Origin of the sequence: Streptomyces roseofulvus (genome assembly GCF_039534915.1) — a bacterium.
In the GTDB taxonomy this organism is placed as follows: Bacteria; Actinomycetota; Actinomycetes; order Streptomycetales; family Streptomycetaceae; genus Streptomyces; species Streptomyces roseofulvus.
This window is the reverse complement of record NZ_BAAAWE010000001.1, coordinates 7,896,502-7,914,965: the sequence shown is the minus strand read 5'-3', so window position 1 is coordinate 7,914,965 and position 18,464 is coordinate 7,896,502. Positions and strand designations below refer to the sequence as shown.

The window sequence follows — 18,464 nt, the reverse complement described above, 5'->3', positions numbered from 1 at the left end:
TTCCGGTTCGCCTCGCCTCCTCCGTCTCGCCTCCTAGTCCGTCCTCGCCCCTGCGGCGGCCTCTGCGGCAACCGCCTCGGCGCCCTCCTCGGCGACCTTCCTGAGCGTCCGCCCGCTGCGCGCCGAACGCGCCCGCCGGGGATCGGGCGTACCGCCGCGTGCGGTGTGGCCGTGCCTGACCAGCAGCCACGCCTCCCGCTCCCCGTCCGTCCCCTTGCGGAACCGGGTGAGGGCCCAGTCGCCGTGCAGTTTGCGCCCCGCGAGCCGGAAGGAGGCGTGGCCGGCGTCGAGCGCCTCGGCGAAGGGGATCTCGTGGCCGCGCTTGTCGGTGCTGCGGTTCTCGTACCGGCCCTCGTCCCAGATGATCACCGTGCCGGCGCCGTACTCGCCGAGGGCGATCGTCCCCTCGAAGTCGCGGTACTCCAGAGGATGGTCCTCGGTCGGCATCGCCAGCCGTTTGTCGTGCGGATCGCCCGAGGGGCCCTTGGGCACCGACCAGGACTTGAGCACCCCATCCACCTCCAGGCGGAAGTCGAAGTGCATGGTGGTGGCGTCGTGGATCTGCACCACGAACACGGGCTCGCGCCCGTTCCCGCCGCCGCCCTTCCCCTCGGGCTCGCGGGTCTTGCGGAAGTCGCGTTTCCGCCGGTACTCCGTCAGCGTCCTGTCCGATCCGGCCATCGCCGTCCTTCCTCTCCTCTCCGTCCCGCGACTACCCGCGAGTCCGGGGACGACACGCCCCGTGTGCCGGCCCGCCCGGTGTGCCGACCGCCCGGTGTGACGGCCGCGATGCGGGGCAGCCGCCCTGAGGGGAAGCCCAGAAGGGTGATGCCGAAGCAGAAACTGCCCTCCGTACGAAGGCGAGGTGCGTGGGCGATGACCGCCGACACGATGATCTCCCGGCTGTTGTCCGAGTACGGCCGGACCTACGCACAGCAGGCGGGCATCACCCTGCGCGACAAGCCCTCCCCGCTGTACCGGCTCCTGGTGCTCACGGTGCTCTGCTCGATCCGGATCAGCGCGGACACGGCGGTCGCGGCCGCGCGCGAACTGTCCCGGGCCGGGTTCCGGACGCCCGGGGCGATGGCCCGCTCCGGCTGGCAGGACCGGGTGGACGCCCTCGGCCGGGCCCACTACGTGCGGTACGACGAGAGCACCGCCACGGCCCTCGGCGACGGGGCGCACCTCGTGCTCGAACGCTGGGACGGCGACCTCCGCCGGATGCGGGACGAGGCCGACGGCGACGCGGGCGCCCTGCGCGAACTGCTCCAGGAGGTTCCGCGGATCGGTCCCGTCGGCGCGGACATCTTCTGCCGGGAGGCGCAGGCGGTCTGGCCGTGGCTGCGCCCGTACTTCGACGACCGCGCGTGCGAGGTGGCGAAGGACCTCGGCCTGCCGCACACGCCTGCCGGTCTGGGGCGCCGCGTTCCTCCGGAGGACCACGCGAGGTTCGCCGCAGCTCTGGTCCGCGTCGGCCTCTCGAAGGACGCGGCACGGGAGCTGCAGGCCGCGTGACCCACAAGGCGGAGAAGCCCCCTTACGCCTCCGGTTCCGTCGGCGTGTGACGTCAGGCAGGGCCGGCGAGGGCGGCACCACGCGGCACGCGGCACGCGACACGCGACACGCGACACGCGACACGCGACACGCGGCACGCGGCACGCGGCACGCGGCACGCGGCACGCGGCACGCGGCACGCGGCACGCGGCACGCGGCACGCGGCACGCGGCACGCGGCACGCGGCACGCGGCACGCGGCACGCGGCACGCGGCAGGCGGCACGCGGCAGGCCGAACGCGGTACCGGCCTCACACGCCCCCGGGGCCGCCAGATCGTCCCCGCCCGCCGTCACCATCGAGCGACGAGCGGCTCCTCCGGTTCGTGCCGCCGCCAGGCTTCCGTCAGCCGGGCGAGGCGGGCGGGCGCCGCGATCCCTCGCACGGTCGCGATCCTGCCGTGGGCCAGGTCGAACGTCACCGAGCCGACGACCCGGTCGTCGACCACGAACAGGACGGCGGGACCGCCGTTGACGACCGCGTAGTGGACGGACGGCGTCCCGCCGGCCAGCCGCCGCTTCGCGGGGCTCGGCGTGAAGCCGGCGCGCGCGACGGTGGCGATCCGCTCCGCCGTGTCGAACCGCAGCAGCTTCGCGGCCAGACCGGCGCCGTCGGAGATCGCGGTCGCGTCGTCGGTGAGCAGGGCCACCAGCCGGTCGGTGCGCCCCGAGGAGGCGGCGGCGAGGAACTCCTCGACGACCTTCCGGGCCGACGCCGGGTCGACCTCGTCGGCGCCGCGCCGGCGTTCGGCGGTGACCCGCCGCCGGGCGCGGTGGAGGTGCTGCTGGCTGGCCGACTCGCTGATGTCGAGGATCCCGGCGATCTCGGCGTGGCTGTACGAGAACGCCTCGCGCAGGACGTAGACGGCGCGTTCGAGGGGCGAGAGCCGTTCCATCAGCGTCAGCACGGCGAGGGAGACCGACTCGCGCTGGACGAAGGTGTCGGCCGGGCCGAGCATGGGGTCGCCGTCGAGGAGCGGCTCGGGCAGCCAGGCGCCGGCGGTGCGCTCGCGTCGCGCCTGGGCCGAACGAAGCCGGTCCAGGCACAGGTTGGTGACGACCTTCGTCAGCCATGCCTCCGGCACCTTGATGCGGTGCCGGTCGGCGGCCTGCCAGTGCAGGAAGGCGTCCTGGACGGCGTCCTCGGCGTCGGTGGCGGAGCCGAGGAGACGGTACGCCAGCGAGGCCAGCCGGTTCCGGCTGGCCTCGAACCGGCTGGTGTCGAAGCCGTCGGCGGGGATGCGTTCCACGTCGATCACCTTAGATTCCCCAGGCCCCTCAGGCTCTCCGAGTTCCCCAGGCCGTTACGCAACGACCTTCTCCCCCGCTACCGCCGAGGCCGCCGATGCGGGGGACGCGGTGGACGCGGTGGACGCGGTCGCGACCCGACGGCTGCGGCGCGGCATGCCGAACGTCGGGTGGGAGGTGGCCCACAGCGACATCCAGACGATGAGGGCCTTGACCCGCGCGGCCCTCCGCCCGCCCACGTACCCGTTCTTGGCAAGGCCCTCGCCGTCGACCATCTGCAGGATCCCGTCCTGCCGCCCGAGGCTGATGTGGTTGGCCACGTAGGCCAGCTTGGCGTGGGCGACCTTGCCGCCGCTCAGACCTCCCACGATCGTCTTGACGGCCTGCATGCCGGTCGCGCCGGCGGTGGCGCAGGACATCGGCAGCGGCAGGCCGTTGTCGCCGAGGGCGTACGCGCTGTCGCCGACGGCGTAGACGTCCGGGTGCGAGACCGACCGCATGGTGCGGTCGACGACGATCCGGCCGTGCTCGGTGACGTCGAGCCCGGCGGCGGCCGCGAGCGGCCCGACCGCGAAGCCGGCCGTCCACACCGTCGCGTCGGCCGCCAGGACGGTGCCGTCCGCGCAGCGCACCCGCGCCGCCTCGACGGCCTCGACCTCGGTGTGTTCCAGGACGGTGATACGGAGCCGGTGGCAGGCCCGCCGCAGGTGGCCGCGCGCTCCGGCGGAGAGCCTGGCACCCAGTTCCCCGCGGGCGATCAGCGTCACGGACAGGCCGGGCCGGGACTCGGCGATCTCGGTGGCGGTCTCGATCCCGGTCAGCCCGTCACCGACGACGACCACGTTCCCTCCCCGGCCCGCCGTGTCGAGGGCGGCCAGCCGCTCGCGCAGCCGCAGCGCGGACGGTCGTCCACTGACGTCGAAGGCGTGCTCGGCGACACCCGGCACTCCGTTGACGGCGAAGTGGCTGCCGAGCGCGTACACCAGCGTGTCGTAGCCGAGTTCGCCGCCGCCGTCGGCATCGGCCACGGCGACGGCCCGCCGCTCGGGGTCGACGCCGGTGACGCGGCCGAGGCGAAGCCGCACCCCGGTGCCCGCGAAGACGTCGGCGAGCAGCGGGGCCTCGATCTCCTGCCCTGCCGCCAGCTGGTGCAGCCGCAGCCGCTGGACGAAGTCGGGCTCGGCGTTGACCACGGTGATCTCGGCGTCGCGCGGGGACAGCCGGCGGGCCAGGGTTCCGGCGACGTGGGAACCGGCGTAGCCGGCGCCGAGGACGACGATGCGGTGCTTCATGAGAGTCACTCCTGTCGGTTCGTTCGCTAGGTTCGTTCGCTGCCGACGGTTTGAGCGGGACAGCACCCCGATTCCTGACAGGCAATCGATGTGATACAGGTCACATGCGGCGAACGTCGATCCACGCCCCCGTGAGCCCGGAACTGCAAGAATGATCATTCCCCTGCGAGGTTCGAGCCGCCGACGGGAACCAGGATGAGCGCACAGCCCCCACGCCCCACCCCACCGAGCACGGCGTTCCTGGCCTCCCGCGCCCTGATCCGCGAACAACAGCTCACCCGCGCCGAACGAGCCGCGCGCGACAGCGTCACACCGCCCAGGAACCGCGGTGAGGCCCCCGGCGAACGGATCGCCCCGTTCGGTCCCGTACTGGCGGAGGCGGGCTGGAAGGTCGAGACGACCGTGCATCCGCTCCGCGCCCGCCTGGAGGCTTCCACTCCTCCGGAGCCGTCGTCATGATCACGTCGGACGTCCGGAGCTCCAAGCGCGGCGGGGTCCGCGCGTACTTCCTCCGCCGGCCGGGGGTCGGCTGGTGGCGACGCCTCCGCACCGCCGACCTCCCCTACTTCGCCGAACACGCGGACCTGCCCCCGAGCGCCCCGGAACAACCCCTGGTCGGCACCAGCAAATGCCGCTGCGGCAAGGTGCAGCACCCGACGGCCGCACGCGCGGCAGCAGCCCTGGAGGACGTCACCACCGTCCGCGCCGCCCAGCCGGACTCCCGCCCCCCGGAAACCCGCTCCTACCGCTGCGAAGCCGACGACCGTGTCTGGCACCTCACCAGCAAACCCACCGGCTACACCCACCCCACCCCCCTCGCCGACGCCTTCCCCCACTCACGCCACGACCGCCCCGAGGACCCCACCCCGGACGGCGGACCGGGCCAGGGCGCATCCGGCCGATCGTGAAGCCGGGGAGCTGACCGCTCGCGCACCCCTCACGGCACGGGCTCCCCCCGGCTCTCCACTCCCCCGCTCTCCACGGAACTCCTGTTGGCTGCGAAGACCACCACCACGCCCGCCTCGTTCCGCATCGACCGGATCCTCGGCGACCGACCCTTCGCCGAAGTCGGCGAGCCCGCCCTCACCGTCAGGGACGAGAACCGTGGCCTACTGGCCGTGGCAGGCACGCGCACGGCGGTGGCCGGGATGCCGGACTTCGGCTTCATCACCCCGGTCGGCGTCTACCGGGTGGAAGACCTGACCTGCACGACTCTTCCCCATGCGCACCACCCCGTGCACGCCATGGCGTTCCACCCCACCCTCCCCGTCCTCGCCGTCGGCTCCGGCGCCTACGACGGCGCTACTTCTCGGAGGGAGAGTTGCTTCTCCTGGGCCTGGAGGCGGGGAGCACCACGTCGCTGATCGAGCACCCGCTCGGCCGCCAGGTCCTGGGCCTCGATTGGCTCGGCGAGCACGAACTGCGCCTGCTGACGGACCGCCGGACGAGTGGCAGGACGACGCCGCGTGGCACGAGGGCCACATCGCGGTGATACGTCGGTCGGACTGGCGGGCCGTACCACCCCGATCGCTCGACGGAGGCGACCTGGCCGGCCACGGGTCGCGGCCCCGCGCGGCGACCATCATGAAGAGGCCCCAGTGCCGACGGGGCAGCTCGACCACCTCGTCCCCGCCGCCTCGGCGTCCCTGGTACGCAGTGCCGACGGCCTGCCCGCCCTCGCGCCGGCCGGGGCGAACGGGGAGCGAAGCAGGCTCCGCATCCGGCGCGGCAGCCGGATCTGCAATCCGGACGACCGTCGCACACAAGCCCGGCCGACATGACGAACGTGGCGAAGGCTGGCTCGCGGCGGCGGACCTGGGGGCCGTACCGAAGGCCGGACGTCCGCGTGAGACGAGCGAGCGAGACGTCCGCGTCGTGTGCCCCTACTCCTGGGAGCCAGGTGAGACGCACTTCGCCGGGCCTGGCGTGGAGACCGCCGACGGCGACCTGATCCACGCCGGGACCGTCCACGACGGCCGCGGTTTGCAGCCGGGCGGTTCGTTCGTCGTCCGGCGCGAAGTGAGCGGCGAACGGCCTGTCTGGGTCTTCAGGACCGACCGGACGGCCACGGACCTCGACCTCGACTCGACCTCGACCTGGGCCAGGGCGGGGTCTATGTGACGTACGACGATGGCGAGGTCGTGGCGCTCGACCAGCGGGACGGCAGCGTCCACTGGCGTCGACACCTGACCATCGCCGGAGTGCCCGCCGTGGCGAGCGCCCTGACGGTCGCCGAACCCGGCCGGCTGCTCCTCGGCACCACCGACGGCCGCCTCCTGGTCTGTTCCAACGGCGGAACCATCAGACTCCCCCCTCTTTCAAACTGATGATCGAAAAACGGCCCCGCTGTGACTATGATCCTCCGCAGCAAGGCCGTAGCGCAGAGGTCGTCGCGCCCACGCATCGAGCTGGAGGACGTCGGTTCGAATCCGACCGGTCTTGCGCCTCCTTGATGTCGACGCGGACGCCGGCCCCCGGCGGAGGACCGGTGGAGTGGGGATGAACCAGCCGACAACGCCCGTACGCTGCCCCGCGATCGAGCACCCCGACTTGCCGCTCGCCGACCCCGCGCTGCTCGCCCCCCTCGTGACCCGGCTCGCCGACACGCGCCCCGTCGCCGACGACGAGGCGTTCCCGCTCGGCACCCTGCGCCCCGACGGCCGGGTGGACCTGTGCAAGCAGGGCCTCGGCCCGGACGGCGCGGCGCATCTGCTGCCCGCGGCCGCCGGCTCCCCGCACGCCGCGCATCTCCTGCTCGGCACCAACTCCCTCGGGGACGAGGGCGCCCGCTCCATCGCCGACGCCCTGACCGCCGCACACGACACCGCACACGCCCACCCGCACACCCGCACCGATCCCGACGCCCTGACCGCCGCACACCACACCGACACCGCCCACGCCCACCCCCACACCCACACCCACACCCACACCCACACCCACGGCATCCAGACCCTCTACCTCGGCTGCAACCGCATCGGCCCCGACGGCGTGACCGCGCTCGCCGACGCGCTCGCCGAGGACACCACCGTGCGCGCCCTGTGGCTCAAGCGGAACCCGGTCACGGCGACCGGCGCCCGTGCCCTCGCCGGGCTGCTCCGCCGCAACAGCACGCTGCGCACCCTCGACCTCGTCAACTCCGGGATCGGCCCGGAGGGCGTACGCCGCCTCCTCGACGCCCTCCTGGACCGCGCGGCTCCGCTCGAACGGCTCTTCCTGGGAGGCAACGGGCTGACCGCCGCCGACGCCCCGCTGCTCGCCGCCCTCCTGCGCGACGCCGGCGTCCGCGAGCTCTACCTGCCGGCCAACCACCTCGGCGACGACGGCACCGCCGTCCTGGCCGCCGCCACCGACCCGACCCGGCCCGTACGCCTCGGCCTGGGCGGCAACGGCATCGGCCCCGACGGCGCCCGCGCCCTCGCCGACGCCCTGGACGGCATCGAGGTCCTCGACCTCGGCCGGGCCATGTCCGAACGCAGCCTCGGCTCCTCCGGCAACACCACCGGCGACGACGGCGCCCAGGCGCTGGCCACCGCCCTGCCCGGAAGCCCGCTGCGCCGCCTCGAACTGCGCCACACCGGCATCACCGGCCGCGGCGCCAAGTGCCTCCTCTCCGCACTCCCCGACGGGCACCGCCTCGAGTACGTCGGCCTCGGCCCGGGCACGCCCCGCCGCGTCAAGCGCGCCTTCGCCGAACGGCTGCGGCCGGCCCGGCCGACCCACCCCGACCTGCGGGCGATCGGGAGCGTGTACCGATGACCACGCGTCCGGCCCTCCCCGGCGGCCTCTCCCCCGAGGACCTCTCCTCCTGGGCCCGAATCCGCCGCTACGCAGTGCCCCGCTGGATGATCGAACGCGCCACGGAGGCCCGCGTGTCCGGCGACTGGCGCGCGGCCTGCGCCACGGCCGCCGTCGACGTGCCCCAGGACCTCGATCCCGAGCGGATCGCGGACCGTTACGGCGCCGACGTCGCCGCCCAGGTCGCCGACGATCTGCGGCATCTGGCGCCCGACCTGCTGCGCTGGCACCTTCCGCGCACCCTCGGCGGCCACACCACCCTCGCCCCGTGCACCCGCGTCGTCCTCGCCGCGTACGGCGGTTCCGGCCCCGTCCTGTCCCTGACGAACACCCCGATGCTGGCCGGACCCCAGCGCCTCCGCCTGCACTTCGGCCCCGCCGTCCCACCCGAGGGCGAAAAGCTCCACGGACTGCGGTACGTCACACAGGACTGGACCGCCGCCCGCCGCTTCTGGGACGCCCGCCGCACCGGCGAACTGCGCTGGAGCGCGGGCGCTCCGGACACCTTCGACGCCGGCGACCCGCTCGGCGCTCGGGAGGTCACCGCCGGCTCAGGCGGCTCCGACCGCGCACCCGCCGCCGCTCCCCACGCCCGCCTTCCCTTCCTGCACCCCGACGGTACGCCCCTCACCCCCGAGGAGCTGCCGGACGAGCCGCCGGGCAGCGGCTCCGACCCGGCCGCCCTCGCCGAATGGATCGCGGTCCTCCAGTTCCGCGGCGACCACACCGAGGCGTACGCCGCCGCCGGCCTCGGCCTCGACCTCACGCCCCCACCGCAGGAACCGCGTTCCTACCAGCAGCTCGACGTCGCCCGGCTCACTTCCTTCATCGCCCCGGACCTCACCCGCCTGGCGCACGAGACCCGGCTCCTCGCCCGCGCGGGACGCGGGTCGCGCTTCCGCCTCGACCTGGACTGGCGCGGTCATCTGCGGGTCGAACTGGACCCCGACGCCCCCGAGGGCGTCCCGCCGCGCGTCTCCGGCCACGACCGCGGCCAGCAGGCGGGCGTCCCGCGCCTCCCCTCGTACGTCTGGCAGCGACTGCCCGACATCGGTCTGCTGCGGGCCGGCCGTATCCGGCCCGACGAACTCCACCCGCTGGTCACCGCGGCCCTGTTCCCGAACGTCCCCGGGCCCGTGACCGGCCCGCCCGCCCCGCGGGCGCCCGAACCCGTCAGGGTCCGCTGCGGCGGGATCTGGCACGAGGTCGTCCAGCGCGACGGCGTCCTGGCGGGCCCGCACACCGAACAGGAACGGCAGCGCGAGCTGGCGCTCCGCGCGTTCGGCGGCACCATCAGCGGCTGCTTCGCCGCGCAGGCCGCGTGGACCAGCGGCCGGGGACGGCTGCCGCGAGCCCTGCGGGAGCAACGGAACGCGCTCTTCCTGCACGCCCAGCACGGTGACACGCCCGCCGTCGTGGCGCTGCTCGACGCCGGCACGGACCCGTACGTCCGCGATCTCAAGGGCCGCGGTCTGCTGCACGTCCTCCACCTGCTCGACCACCGGGAGCTGCTGCCGCGGCTGCTGGCCATCGGGCTGGACCTGGAGGCGAAGGACAAGGCGGGCCGCACCCCGCTCCAGACCGCCGTCCACGAGGGCGGTTCCGTCGAGCTGGTCAGGGAGCTGCTGGCCGCCGGAGCCAGGATCGACGTCACCGACGAGATGGAGCTGTCGCTCGCGCAGGCGATCCGCCGCTACGAGCGGACCGATCTGATGTTCCTCCGCCGCCGCGTACTCCGGGAGCATCCGGGCCTCGGCTCCGGCTGGTTCGACGCTTACATGGACGAGCGGAACTCCTCCGACATCGACTGGAGCATGGAGGCGGAGGAGGAGCCGGCGGACGACAAGGAGATCCACCGATGACCTCACCCTCACCCGCATCGGGATCCGCATCCGGATCCACATCCGGATCCGCAGCCACGTCCACATCCACCCCGATGGCCGCCTCCACACCTGTTCCCACACCCATACCCGCGTTCGTCTCCGCGCCCGTTCCCGCAACCCTGGCCGCCGCCGACGCCCTCAACGCCCGCCTGAGCGTCACGCGAACCGAGCCGGCGGCAAACCCCCAACTAGAAGCTCTGGCACTGGCGGTGATCGCCAATCAGCCGGTCCTCCTCTGGGGCGAGCCAGGCATCGGCAAGTCGGCCGGCATGGAGCAGCTCGCCACCGCGCTCGGCGTGCACCTGGAGACCGTCGTCGCCAGCGTCCACGAGCCGTCCGACTTCGCCGGCCTCCCGATCGTCGGAGACGACCCGGCCACGTCGGGGGTACCGATGGCGCCACCGGACTGGGCCGTCCGGCTCGCCCGCACCGGCCACGGCCTGCTGTTCTTCGACGAACTGTCCTCGGCACCGCCGGCCGTGCAGGCCGCGCTGCTGCGCGTGGTGCTGGAACGCCGGGTCGGCAGCCTCTCGCTCCCCGCGTCGGTACGGATCGTGGCCGCCGCCAACCCTCCCTCCAGCGCCGCCGACGGCTGGCATCTGAGCCCCCCGCTCGCCAACCGCTTCGTCCACCTCGACTGGACGCACGACCCCCGCACCGTGGCGCGCGGCATGGCAGGCACCTGGCCCGAGACGGCCCTGCCGACGGTGGAACCGGGCCGGGTGTCCGGCGCGGTCGCTCGCGCCCGAGGCGTCATCAGCGGCTTCCTGACCGCCCGCCCAGGCCTCGCGCACCACCTGCCGAAGGAGGCCGAGGGCCGCGGCCGCGCCTGGCCCTCACCCCGCACGTGGGAGATGGCGCTGCGGCTTCTGGCGACCTCGTACGCGTCGGGCGCCGGGCGCGAGGCACGGGCCGCGGCCCTGATGGGCGCCGTCGGCGAGGCGGCCGGCATCGAACTGCTGGCGTACCTGGAGAACCTCGACCTGCCCGACCCGGACCGGGTGCTGGCCGACCCGTCGGCCTTCGCGCTGCCCGAACGCGGCGACCGGCAGCTGGCGTTCCTCATCGCCGTGGTCGCCGCCGTGCAGAGCGAGCCGACCCGTCCGCGCTGGGAAGCGGGCTGGGAGGTCCTCGCCAAGGCCGTGGACGCCGGGGTGCCCGACGTGGCGGCGCGGGCGGCCCGCGACCTCGCCGCGATGCGGGAACCCGAGTGGCCCATCCCGCCCGGCATCGACGCCTTCCTCGAACTGCTCCAACTCGCCGGCGCGCTGCCGGGCGCGCGCTGACAGGCCGCCGCGCATGCCCCCGCACCCCGCTGCAGCGACCGGCTCCGCCCGCCTCGACCGCGCCAAACTGCTGGCCGCGCGCTACAAGGCGGCGGAGGCACGCCCGTACCTCGCCTCCGCCCTGTACGCGCTGACCGTCGTCCCGTCGGAGCAGGTACGCACGATGGCGGTGGACCGGTACTGGCGCTGCTACGTCGCGCCCGCCTTCGTCGACGCGACCGGCGTCGAGGAGCTGGCGGGCGTGTGGATCCACGAGGCGGCCCACCTCCTGCGCGACCACCACGGCCGCGCCGACCGCCTGCCGGCCGCGGACCAGCGCGACCGGCTCCGGGTCAACATCGCCCAGGACTGCGAGATCAACGACGACCTCGTCGCCGACGGACTGCGGCTGCCTCCGGGTCTCATGGAGCCACGCCTCTTCGACCTGCCGCCGGGCCGCCTCTTCGAGGAGTACGTGCGCGACATCCCGGCCTCCTGCGCCCACACCCTGGACTGCGGCTCGGGGGCGCACGGCGTCCCCGCACCCTGGGACCTGGGCGAGCACGGCACCGGCGCCACCGCGGGTCTGGGCCCGGTGGAAGCCGAGGCCCTGCGCCGCCAGACGGCCCAGGCCATCCGCGCCCACGCGCGCCTGCGCGGAACGATCGCGGCAGGCTGGCAGCGCTGGGCTGAGGAGGTCCTGGAACCCACCGTCGACTGGCGCAAGGCGCTCACAGGTGCGGTCCGCGAGGCCGCGGCCTGGGCGGGCGGCGCGGTCGACTACACGTACCGCCGCCCCTCGCGCCGCACCCCGGCCCTCGGCGGCCGGGTCGTCCTGCCCAGCCTCCGCCGCCCGCTGCCCCGCGTGGCCGTCGTCGTCGACACGTCCGGCTCGATGACCGAGGAGGACCTGGCAGCCGCGCTCGCCGAGGTCTCGGGGGTACTCCGCGAGGTGGGCGTCGGCGGCAACCGCGTCACCGTCCTCGCGTGCGACGCCGACGTACACGCCGTCGCGCGCGTGACGACCGTGGACCAGGTCGAACTGGCGGGCGGCGGGGGAACGGACATGACAGTCGGCATCCGCACGGCCCTGTCCTCCCCCGACCCCCCGAACATCATCGTGGTCCTCACCGACGGCCACACGCCCTGGCCCCCGGAACCCGTCAAGGCCCGCGTGATAGCCGCCCTCATAGGCCCGGACGCCCCCCAGCCCCCGCCCTGGACGGAGACGATCAGAATCCCCCCACGCCCCTGACCGTCCCGACGGCGTCGAACACCGCCTCTACGAAGGCCCCCGGCGGCACGTACCCATGCGCCTCGACATAGTGAGCGATCAACTCGGGCGCCGCATAAGCAACACCCTCCCCACCCCTCACCCATATCTCGGCACTCCCCTCCGGCCCCCCTTTCCGACGCCCGAAGACCAGCGAAGCGCAGAACGGACAGGGGTGCCGACCGCGGCTCTGCTGAGCCCGATGCGTGACGGCCATACGACGCAACGCCACAGCCAACCCCGCCGGAGCGACCCCCCGCCGATACCGCCGCCCCCGCGCGAGCCACCCCACATTCACCAACGACACACCAGGCCACCGCCTGGCAACCTCCACCACCGAGCAGTCCCCGCCATACGTATACGGCGTCAAATCCGCGAAGTACGTCACGCCGCCTGTCTACCAGCACGGAGCAGCAACATCGGCGGTGCAAGAAGCACCCCTACCAGCGACGCAGCGCCCCAGCCCCACAACGAGTGGCCCAGCCACCCGCCGCCGACAGCCGCTCCCCGCCACCCGACACGACGACCAACTCCCGGTCACCGACCGCCACCCGATCGCCGGCAGCCAGAAAAACGGGCCTCGCCAACTCGAAGGCATACCCGTCATCAGTCAGGAGCTCGCCGACCAGCACCAACCGCGAGACCGGCGTGACTCCATCAGCCACCAGACGCATGCCCAGATGCTCCCACACGGCCCGGGGCCGTTCCCCGACCACCGGCTCAGACGAAGCCTCGCGAAGTAACCACCTTCGAGGCACCCATACGGCTCAGCGGCTCCGTCCGGCACGGCAGCGGTCGGCGAGCGTGGCGAATCTGGTCGCGATCGCGTGGAACTGCTTGAGGCATGCTCAGTCTCGTCCGACCACGTTGCGCTCGTGGGAGATCTCCTCGTCGAAGGCGGGCGGCCGGCAACCGAGGTGCGCCCTCAGCGCCGGCCGTTGGCTGCTTGATCGCTTGATCGCGACGCTCGGGGATCGTCACGGCGATGTCGCAGCGCCGCAGCACGCGCCGGATCGCTGGGCTGGAGGAGGCCTTGTCGCCGAGGAATCGTGGCGATGCCCTGCGCGGGCGGCCGATGCCCACTCGGAACGCGGATCCTGTCGAGGACCCGACCGAAGGCGGTGGCGTCGTTGACGTTGCCGGGCGTGAGCACGACGAACAGGGGCAGCCCCGGCCATGGAGGGCGAGGTGGACCTTGCTGGTCAGCCCGCCCCGGGACCGGCCGAGGGCCCGGCGCGTGTGCGAGCGAGCCCGGACTCCCCGTTCGTCCACACCTGCGGCCCCGATTGCGGCCGCTGGCGCATGGTGATGAGCACGGTCGACCGCGCAGTCGACGGCAACGGTGACAGACCACTCCACCCGGCCCCGGTCCGTACCGCGCGGGCAGATCGCGCCACGGAACCCGCGTCCGCAGCCGCCACAGCACCCGTTGACCACCTGGCCGATGGATCACGCCACGCCAGGGACGACCACGGCCACCCACCCACCCACCCACGACGACAGGGGTTCCGTTCGCTGCCCCACCTCATCCGTCAACTGACCTCGACCAGCCACAAGATCAATGATCAGAGTGCTCGTGCCCGTGTCCGCGCGCGGGGTCCCGCACGAAACGGCTCAGCCGGTAGGTGGTCGGCACCGCCAAGCGTCCACACAGCGTGTCGATCCGGATCATCGCCCCCTCGACTCCTTCTTCCCGAAGACGGCGCAACCTCATACGCATCTCCGCCTGGTCCGAAGTCTCAACGACCACTTCCCACTGTCCCGCGTCCGGCGGGGTGCGAGCAGCAAGCCGCTGCCACGCGCCCTCTTGCCGCCGCCTTCTTTTCCCCTTTTCTGGCACCTGCCCAGAATCACGTGCTGGTGTCAGGACGGCAAGGCAATCGGATCGAGCACGCACCCTCTCGGTGATCATTCGCCACAGGCCCCAGACCGCGGAGAAGGCACCCCCGTTCACGGTGTACGACATCGCGGATTCCGGCCGCATCGAGAGAGCGTCGATCGTCACAGAAGGCCCGCTCGTAGCGCCCTCGGCGCGACGGTACTGGCAGTGGGCGAAGCGGCCCCACCGTACAGCGGCCGGCTCCCACTGGACGTCACCATCGAATCCAGCCGCATCCACCGACCTCCCCGTGTCCCGGATCATCCGAGCGATCTCCACACCGACACCCCTTGACCTCAACCTCACTTGAGGTCGCAACATCATCTGCATGACCACCGAAACCGCAGACATCAAGGCCATCGAAGACATCGTGGCCACCGTGGAGCGCACTCAGCGTGCCAAGGACGCCGAGGGCTTCCTCTCGCTCTTCCACCCCGACGCCCTCTGGACGACCGCCCACGGCAAGGTCCTCATAGGCTTCGACGCCATCGCCGAGTTCACCCGCGCCGTCCTGCCCCAGGCAACCTGGGACGGCGAGGTCACGTACGAGGCAGTGCACATCCAGTTCCTCCGGCCGGACGTGGCAGCCGTGAAGGTCCGCCAGGTCTACCACTCGCCAGAGGGCGACACGGAGGGCGCTCCTCTCTACGTCATGACCAAGCAGCAGGACGGCAACTGGCTGCTGCACGCCTGTCAGAACACCGAAGTGCGGTCCGCCTGAGAGGCACCAGGGCTCCTCACCCTCGCCCCTGACCTCGCATGCGTGACGTCAGTCATCCCCTCTGCCCTCAAGCCGGCGCGGTCCATGAACCGGCTCGGCGCTCGCCGGCCTCGGCGAGCACCGCAGCTCTGGCTCCCTCTCCGGCATCGAACGCCGCCGGAGAGAACCGAGCACTGACCCTGACGTGCCGCTCCCAGTCATCCCGCCAGAAGTCCACCGTCCAGCCCGGCCACAACTCCGGTACGTGGTAGGCCTGGGGCGAGGAGTAGAGGGACCACCAGCCCAGATGGCGACGCTCCGGATCGAGATGGATGCCGGAGTTGACGTGCAGCCGGCAGTTTCCATGCCCCGGGGCGTGCGCAAGACGGTCAAGAAGGGCGACACCTTCGCGGACAGGATGATCGAAAGCGTCAGAGGCGACGTGGCAGCGCCCGGCGCCGACCGTGATCACCACACCACCCGGGTCGGGCCCGGCCAGATCCTCGTCGTCGGCGGCAAGGAACGGGGCCAAAGAAGGCTCCACATCACGGCAGCGAACGTACTCCGGGTCCAACCCGACGTACTCCCGCACCTCGGCCGGCCCGTCATACAACCAGCGAACCTCCCACCCAGGCCATGCCTCTCGGATCAGCTCGAACATGACCGCGCGTCGGCGAAGCTCCGTACTAGGCCCCTCCCAGGCGAAGAACAACAGCACCTTCCGCCCGAGATCGAGCAGTATCCCGCCCTGGGCCATGGAATCGTCCAACCACCAGTCGTCTCGACGAAGCCCGGGCAGCATCGCAAGAACCGCCGCCGGCCCTCCCAGCAAGTCGAGGTCGATCCCGACCGCCCACCCAGTCCGGTACAGCTCATGTGCACCGTGCTCGCGGACAACAACGACGTTGGCTCTAGCTCCCATCGGGTGAGAATGCCCGAGCAGAGAGCTCCCGGGCCATCCGTTTCCAGAGAGCACATGGTGCCGCCATGATCGGGGCAGTGTCGGCGTACGCGTGCATGTCCTCACTCCGGTACGGATGAACGGGCACAATGTCAGCTGCGCTGCGCCTCGGTCCCAGGATGTCCTGGCGGCGATGGCTCGGGACGTCTCGAAGCCGGCAGGCCCCTCTTACCTGTGGTCGAGACTCCGGGCGATTCGCCGCGCAAGTCCGGTCATGCAGTCCGGCCACTCCGCTGCGGTGATCGCGGAGTCACGGACGAGGCCATCCTCGCCAGGGGCCCACGACCGTGACCAGTTCCGCAGCACGCCTTCGAAACGAGCGCCTACCCTTCGTTCGCCGCCCGGCGACGGGCCCTGCCACTGCCTGGGGCGGTCCGGTGACCCGGCCCCCGGACCGCCCTCCAGTACCCCCGCCCTTCGACCTAACCCCCCGAATCAGTCGCGGCGTTGTTGACCGCGAAGACCTGATGGCCCGCCGCGCAGGGGTGGTCGGCGTACTTGCCGGACGTACCGCCGCCCAGAGTGACCTTCTCGCCTTCCTTGGCGAAGACCTCGCCGTCCGGCTCGTACACGACGGCCTTGCCGTTCTCGATCCGGGCGGTCCAGCCGTACCCCCAGCTGAGGGGGACGACACGTCCGTCCAGAGACGACTTCGCCGCCACGCAGTTCGTGTCGGTGACCACAAGGGCTCCCGGCAGGGCCGCCAGGAGCGCGGCCGTGGGGTCGTCCTTGGCCCGCAGGATCATCCGGGGGGGCGTCGCGGGGGCGGGCGTGGCGGTGGAGGTCGCCCGCGAGGCCGGGGTGGTCGGAAGGGTCTCGGTGGGGGAACCGCAGCCCGCGACTCCCGTCAGCAGGAGCACTCCCGCAGCAGCGGTCGCCGCTCGGCGTGGTGTCGTGCGCGTTCTGGTGCCGACCTGGTGCGTCATCGCATCCCGTCCGTTCGCCGGGCGCACGCCTGGGGTGCGCTCCAGAGTGGGACGGCGGTCCAGCCGCACGGGTTCCGTGCAGCGGCACCGCCGCGTGTCAGCCGACTTCCAGGGAGACGCCCCCGGGGGTTCAGAACGGCGCTGACGGGCACGCAGTTGACCCAGCGCGAGCAGCCGACGTTGTAGGCGTCGGGGTGCACGGAGCCGCACACGGTGGTCATGGGGCCGGCGTTGATGTCCGCACTGATGGGGACGCCCCGGGCCTGTACTCCGCCGGTCACCGTCTTGAACAATCGGACCGCCGCTGTCGCCGCAGCCGCCCATGATCTGGCCGGCCGGGTCCGCCACCTGGATGACGCCGATGCGCACGTCGTGTTCGTTCACGTAGCCGTCGCAATCGTCGTAGACGGTGCCACAGAGGCCGCACCTCGCCGATGGCCCGGGTGATGGAGGAGCGGTCCACGCCGAACCAGCAGGCCAACACGTCACGGGTGACCCCGTGACGGAGATGGACGAGCGTGGCCAGGAGCCGGTCGACGAACACCAGCCGGTGCTTCGCGCCGGCTCCCACACGCCGCTGCCGCGGCCGGAGGCCAGCTTCGCCTCTTGACGCTCATGCCATAACCGGCCCAGCTCCGTGACGAGTTCAGCGATCACACCGGCCGACAGACCCGTGATCCGACGGCTGCTAACGATCCCTGCACGATTCACAGCCCCCACCACCCCACCATGAACGACTATCCGTGGACCGACGTCTCACCGCTTACCGTGCACGAGCTCGTTAGGCCGTCGTCCACCTACACAACTCACCCTCACCGCATGGTCAAACCAGCCCTAAGCTGCCTACAGTGAGCTCTTTCCAACTTCACACTGAGCTGGTCAGATGTAGGGCGAGGACGGCTTGGACGAGTGCGGTGATGCGGACCGGACGGCGGCGTGCACGAGCGCCGATTTGGTCACGGGTGAACGCCCGCCTGCGCAGCCAGATACTCGACGCCGCGGTGGCCGGACTCCTTGGACACGTGGACGTGGACCGCGTGCCGGCCGGACGGCAGTGCGGGGTCGGAGTGGTCGCCGCAGAAGACGACCTGTACCGCGTCGTGGCGCGAGCCGTGCAGGCCGTGCTCGGGTCTGTCCGGCCAGCGGCCTGACCATACGAGGAAGACCGCGTTGCCGTTGTCGCCCAGTGCCGCGATGACCTGGTCCTCGGCCGTCCCCGGTGCGAACCGTCCCGACACTTCGAGCGGCAAGTGTGCCTCCAGTTCACGGTCGTCCATGACCGGCACGTCCGGTTCACAGCCACCGGCGCCGCAGGAGGGTCGGGCGCCAGGGTAAGGGCGGTGCACAAAAAGGGAGTTCGGCAGCACTGCCGCCATTCGGCGGACCTCGTCGACGTTCTCCAGCTGCGTCAGCAGTTCCGCCTCGTCGCCGCAGTGTTCCATCAGCGCGCACAGTCGCATGGCCTGGCGGTTTGCGTCGACGGCGTCAGCGGTGACGTGGACACAGCGTGTGTAGCCGGCCAGGCAGTCTTCGCACATGGCCGCATGGTGCCACCTGCTGGTTCGGCCTGTCACCCGGAATGATCGGCGGACTCCGAGGGCGAGGGGCTGCCGTCGGCATGGCTCCCGCGATGCCTTGACGAGCAGGGCGCACAGGCGGTGCAGGCCGATGGAGTCGAGGTGGAGAAAGGC

Annotated in this window: 19 protein-coding genes and 2 pseudogenes; 12 read left to right on the top strand and 9 right to left on the bottom strand. The window is 72.3% G+C overall.

Going from position 1 to position 18,464, the window contains the following annotated elements; translation table 11 throughout:
- Positions 1-33: 33 nt before the first annotated feature.
- Positions 34-681: a DNA polymerase ligase N-terminal domain-containing protein gene (locus tag ABFY03_RS36470; RefSeq protein ID WP_346172046.1), complete on the bottom strand. Its 648-nt coding sequence runs from the start codon at positions 679-681 to the stop codon at positions 34-36.
- Between the two features lie 195 nt (positions 682-876).
- On the opposite strand from ABFY03_RS36470, the gene ABFY03_RS36465 reads away from it, so the two are divergent.
- Complete coding sequence (locus tag ABFY03_RS36465; RefSeq protein ID WP_346172045.1) at positions 877-1,515, top strand: endonuclease; 639 nt, start codon at positions 877-879, stop codon at positions 1,513-1,515.
- Between the two features lie 329 nt (positions 1,516-1,844).
- On the opposite strand, the gene ABFY03_RS36460 is transcribed toward ABFY03_RS36465, so the two are convergent.
- Together ABFY03_RS36460 and ABFY03_RS36455 are read right to left on the bottom strand one after the other, a co-directional pair.
- Positions 1,845-2,801, bottom strand: a complete 957-nt coding sequence (locus ABFY03_RS36460; RefSeq protein WP_319012799.1) for a sigma-70 family RNA polymerase sigma factor — start codon at positions 2,799-2,801, stop codon at positions 1,845-1,847.
- Between the two features lie 54 nt (positions 2,802-2,855).
- Positions 2,856-4,091, bottom strand: coding sequence for an NAD(P)/FAD-dependent oxidoreductase (locus ABFY03_RS36455; protein WP_346172044.1), 1,236 nt, complete (start codon positions 4,089-4,091; stop codon positions 2,856-2,858).
- A gap of 195 nt (positions 4,092-4,286) precedes the next feature.
- Between ABFY03_RS36455 and ABFY03_RS36450 the strand changes: the two genes are divergently transcribed.
- From ABFY03_RS36450 to ABFY03_RS36405, 10 genes and pseudogenes are all read left to right on the top strand, one after another.
- Positions 4,287-4,550, top strand: a complete 264-nt coding sequence (locus ABFY03_RS36450) for a hypothetical protein (RefSeq protein ID WP_346172043.1) — start codon at positions 4,287-4,289, stop codon at positions 4,548-4,550.
- Entirely contained in the window at positions 4,547-4,999 is a 453-nt protein-coding gene (locus tag ABFY03_RS36445) for a hypothetical protein (protein WP_346172042.1), read from the top strand. The genes ABFY03_RS36450 and ABFY03_RS36445 overlap by 4 nt, the downstream gene beginning before the upstream one ends.
- An 84-nt stretch (positions 5,000-5,083) precedes the next feature.
- A complete protein-coding gene (locus ABFY03_RS36440; RefSeq protein ID WP_346172041.1) occupies positions 5,084-5,455 on the top strand; it encodes a hypothetical protein in 372 nt (123 codons plus the stop codon).
- 562 nt (positions 5,456-6,017) lie between these two features.
- The gene (locus ABFY03_RS36435; protein WP_346172040.1) at positions 6,018-6,212 is read left to right on the top strand and encodes a hypothetical protein; all 195 of its coding nucleotides are present in this window, start codon (positions 6,018-6,020) and stop codon (positions 6,210-6,212) included.
- Positions 6,209-6,418, top strand: a complete 210-nt coding sequence (locus tag ABFY03_RS36430; RefSeq protein WP_319012795.1) for a hypothetical protein — start codon at positions 6,209-6,211, stop codon at positions 6,416-6,418. Before ABFY03_RS36435 ends, ABFY03_RS36430 begins: the two co-directional genes overlap by 4 nt.
- Positions 6,419-6,460: 42 nt before the next feature.
- Positions 6,461-6,533 (top strand): annotated as a pseudogene (locus ABFY03_RS36425).
- 57 nt (positions 6,534-6,590) lie between these two features.
- Positions 6,591-7,847, top strand: coding sequence for a leucine-rich repeat domain-containing protein (locus ABFY03_RS36420; protein WP_346172039.1), 1,257 nt, complete (start codon positions 6,591-6,593; stop codon positions 7,845-7,847).
- Positions 7,844-9,748 (top strand): ankyrin repeat domain-containing protein, encoded by a 1,905-nt coding sequence (locus ABFY03_RS36415; protein WP_346172038.1) that lies wholly within the window; start codon positions 7,844-7,846, stop codon positions 9,746-9,748. The genes ABFY03_RS36420 and ABFY03_RS36415 overlap by 4 nt, the downstream gene beginning before the upstream one ends.
- A 74-nt stretch (positions 9,749-9,822) precedes the next feature.
- Positions 9,823-11,055: an AAA family ATPase gene (locus tag ABFY03_RS36410; RefSeq protein ID WP_346172037.1), complete on the top strand. Its 1,233-nt coding sequence runs from the start codon at positions 9,823-9,825 to the stop codon at positions 11,053-11,055.
- 13 nt (positions 11,056-11,068) lie between these two features.
- On the top strand, positions 11,069-12,289 hold the full coding sequence (locus ABFY03_RS36405; RefSeq protein WP_346172036.1) for a vWA domain-containing protein: 1,221 nt from the start codon (positions 11,069-11,071) through the stop codon (positions 12,287-12,289).
- On the opposite strand, the gene ABFY03_RS38030 is transcribed toward ABFY03_RS36405, so the two are convergent.
- A complete protein-coding gene (locus ABFY03_RS38030) occupies positions 12,267-12,695 on the bottom strand; it encodes a DUF7919 family protein (protein WP_446697016.1) in 429 nt (142 codons plus the stop codon). The genes ABFY03_RS36405 and ABFY03_RS38030 overlap by 23 nt on opposite strands.
- A 1,819-nt stretch (positions 12,696-14,514) precedes the next feature.
- On the opposite strand from ABFY03_RS38030, the gene ABFY03_RS36395 reads away from it, so the two are divergent.
- Positions 14,515-14,907 (top strand): SgcJ/EcaC family oxidoreductase, encoded by a 393-nt coding sequence (locus ABFY03_RS36395; RefSeq protein ID WP_346172035.1) that lies wholly within the window; start codon positions 14,515-14,517, stop codon positions 14,905-14,907.
- A 67-nt stretch (positions 14,908-14,974) separates the two neighbouring features.
- Here the strand turns inward: ABFY03_RS36395 and ABFY03_RS36390 are convergent, their stop codons facing one another.
- The 5 genes and pseudogenes from ABFY03_RS36390 to ABFY03_RS36370 all read right to left on the bottom strand — a co-directional run bounded on the left by ABFY03_RS36390 (position 14,975) and on the right by ABFY03_RS36370 (position 18,311).
- Positions 14,975-15,808 (bottom strand): hypothetical protein, encoded by an 834-nt coding sequence (locus ABFY03_RS36390; RefSeq protein WP_346172034.1) that lies wholly within the window; start codon positions 15,806-15,808, stop codon positions 14,975-14,977.
- Positions 15,809-16,015: 207 nt separating this feature from the next.
- Positions 16,016-16,174 (bottom strand): annotated as a pseudogene (locus ABFY03_RS36385) (GNAT family N-acetyltransferase); the annotation flags it as partial.
- Between the two features lie 95 nt (positions 16,175-16,269).
- Positions 16,270-16,707 (bottom strand): hypothetical protein, encoded by a 438-nt coding sequence (locus ABFY03_RS36380; RefSeq protein WP_346172033.1) that lies wholly within the window; start codon positions 16,705-16,707, stop codon positions 16,270-16,272.
- Between the two features lie 343 nt (positions 16,708-17,050).
- On the bottom strand, positions 17,051-17,317 hold the full coding sequence (locus tag ABFY03_RS36375; RefSeq protein WP_346172032.1) for a helix-turn-helix domain-containing protein: 267 nt from the start codon (positions 17,315-17,317) through the stop codon (positions 17,051-17,053).
- A 412-nt stretch (positions 17,318-17,729) separates the two neighbouring features.
- Positions 17,730-18,311, bottom strand: coding sequence for a hypothetical protein (locus ABFY03_RS36370; RefSeq protein ID WP_346172031.1), 582 nt, complete (start codon positions 18,309-18,311; stop codon positions 17,730-17,732).
- Between the last annotated feature and the right edge of the window lie 153 nt (positions 18,312-18,464).

What these genes read in the sequence shown, in the direction of transcription:
- ABFY03_RS36470 (WP_346172046.1), bottom strand. Translation starts at nt 681, where the DNA reads ATGGCCGGATCGGACAGGACGCTGACGGAGTACCGGCGGAAACGCGAC.
- ABFY03_RS36465 (WP_346172045.1), top strand. Translation starts at nt 877, where the DNA reads ATGACCGCCGACACGATGATCTCCCGGCTGTTGTCCGAGTACGGCCGG.
- ABFY03_RS36455 (WP_346172044.1), bottom strand. Translation starts at nt 4,091, where the DNA reads ATGAAGCACCGCATCGTCGTCCTCGGCGCCGGCTACGCCGGTTCCCAC.
- ABFY03_RS36450 (WP_346172043.1), top strand. Translation starts at nt 4,287, where the DNA reads ATGAGCGCACAGCCCCCACGCCCCACCCCACCGAGCACGGCGTTCCTG.
- ABFY03_RS36445 (WP_346172042.1), top strand. Translation starts at nt 4,547, where the DNA reads ATGATCACGTCGGACGTCCGGAGCTCCAAGCGCGGCGGGGTCCGCGCG.
- ABFY03_RS36420 (WP_346172039.1), top strand. Translation starts at nt 6,591, where the DNA reads ATGAACCAGCCGACAACGCCCGTACGCTGCCCCGCGATCGAGCACCCC.
- ABFY03_RS36415 (WP_346172038.1), top strand. Translation starts at nt 7,844, where the DNA reads ATGACCACGCGTCCGGCCCTCCCCGGCGGCCTCTCCCCCGAGGACCTC.
- ABFY03_RS36410 (WP_346172037.1), top strand. Translation starts at nt 9,823, where the DNA reads ATGGCCGCCTCCACACCTGTTCCCACACCCATACCCGCGTTCGTCTCC.
- ABFY03_RS36405 (WP_346172036.1), top strand. Translation starts at nt 11,069, where the DNA reads ATGCCCCCGCACCCCGCTGCAGCGACCGGCTCCGCCCGCCTCGACCGC.
- ABFY03_RS36395 (WP_346172035.1), top strand. Translation starts at nt 14,515, where the DNA reads ATGACCACCGAAACCGCAGACATCAAGGCCATCGAAGACATCGTGGCC.
- ABFY03_RS36390 (WP_346172034.1), bottom strand. Translation starts at nt 15,808, where the DNA reads ATGGGAGCTAGAGCCAACGTCGTTGTTGTCCGCGAGCACGGTGCACAT.
- ABFY03_RS36370 (WP_346172031.1), bottom strand. Translation starts at nt 18,311, where the DNA reads ATGTGCGAAGACTGCCTGGCCGGCTACACACGCTGTGTCCACGTCACC.